We start from the raw sequence: 1,658 nt of genomic DNA on the forward strand, positions 1-1,658 counted from the left end.
ATCGCAATCTTCACACCACACTCCTGGCAAAAAACGTTATTCGAATCGGTTGCTGAGCCTGCCGATGCCGGCAATCTCCACCTCGACCGTGCTTCCCGGTTTCATGGATCCCACGCCGATTGACGTACCGCACAAGATGATATCGCCCGCATGAAGCGTCATGTCCTGGGATATCAGGCTCACCAGTTGTCGCACTGAAAAGCGCATGTCACTGACAGGGTAGTCCTGACGGGTTTCCCCGTTGAGTATGGTTTTGACCACCAGCTTTTCCGGATCAAGGCCTGTGGCCACGACCGGACCGAAAGGGCAGAAAGTATCCAGTCCCTTTGCGCGCACCCACTGGGCGAATGAAGCGTCACGATTCAGGATGTCCGCGACCGTCACGTCGTTGGCACACGTGTAGCCGAACACATGGTCCATTGCCTGATGCTCAGGAACCTGCTTGCAGGTTTTGCCGATCACTATGCCCAGTTCTCCTTCGAAAACCACTTTGCCGTCACAAGGAGGTTTACGGATGGTTCCGTTCGGCGCCAGGTAGGAATTAGGGGACTTGATCAGGTAGAGCGGCTCGGCCGGGGTTGCCAGATTGAGCTTCTGGCCCAGAGCATGAAAATTGTTCCACAACGCAATAACTTTGCTTGGCTGCACCGGCATCATCAGCTCGACATCGGCCAGCAACAATACCTGGCCCGTGGGTGTTGCGCCCGTGAACATGTCTCCCTGGAAAACTTTTACGCGGTCTCCCTCCAGGGTCCCGAATCCGAGGGTGTTGCCGTTCTTGAAACGCAGCCAGCGGTTAGACATTGCGGGCCTTCACGTGTACAGCGCGCTCGGCGTGAACCGGGGTGCTGGTGTGGTGTTTTGTGGCGCCCGGTTGCTGGCGGGCATGAGCGACTGGGTGGACCAGCCGGCATAAGGTGCAGGACTTGCCCGGTTGGCTGCCATGCTGGCATGGCAGCGGGCTCGCGCCGCCTCGATGGCTTCAACCAGGAAATCAGCTTCGTAGGCCCGTAGCAGGTGTGATTGCTCTGTTTGCAGATAGGTGCGCACAGTGTCGCGGCCTTGGGCCTGCAACCGGGCATACGTGGTGGCGTCCCAGTGCCAGGTCAAGCCGAGCTCTTCGAAGGCGGCGTTGTAGGCATGGCGGGTCTGGTCGACCCGGTCGGCGGCAGTACTGTCAAGCGATGTGTTGAGCATGAGGGTCTCCTTTGATCGGTGGGATGCTCTTGGGCACTTTCCGATGCGCAATGCATCGGGCTTGGACTCACTTTAAAAAAAACGAATGATTAATGATAGTTAAAGTATTTCATATAAATGATTAACTATCGTTTATGAATAGATGAAACCGGGGCTTGATGCTTCGCACCGGGAAAAAGAGGCGTCAGACCGGCTGGCACCTGCGTATCAATCAAAACAGCCAGTCAGGGACTGGATTTGCAGGTCAGCAAGCCGGATCGTTGGGCTGCGTCAATGCCAGCGCTTTTGTTGGATACGGATGCGAATGCCGACTCTTGTGCCATGAAGCGATCATGGGTTAACTGACCCCGGAAAATGCGCGAAGCTGGCTGGCCTGAACCCAGGCTAGCGACACCGGTCACCCGGCTTGCTGGCCGATCTCGAAGTTGGCCAGCTTCTCCAGCGCACGCACCATGGCCGAG

General features: G+C 56.9%; 2 protein-coding genes. Both read right to left on the minus strand.

The window, feature by feature from the left end; genetic code table 11:
• Positions 1–36 precede the first annotated feature (36 nt).
• Positions 37–804 carry a fumarylacetoacetate hydrolase family protein gene (locus tag AC1D0Z_RS21175; RefSeq protein ID WP_477660126.1) on the minus strand — a complete coding sequence of 256 codons (768 nt, stop codon included), beginning with the start codon at positions 802–804 and terminating at the stop codon, positions 37–39.
• Positions 805–813: 9 nt separating this feature from the next.
• Positions 814–1,197: an HAD family hydrolase gene (locus AC1D0Z_RS21180; RefSeq protein ID WP_477660127.1), complete on the minus strand. Its 384-nt coding sequence runs from the start codon at positions 1,195–1,197 to the stop codon at positions 814–816.
• Positions 1,198–1,658 lie beyond the last annotated feature (461 nt).

Source organism: Polaromonas sp. P1_E3 (genome assembly GCF_056405935.1).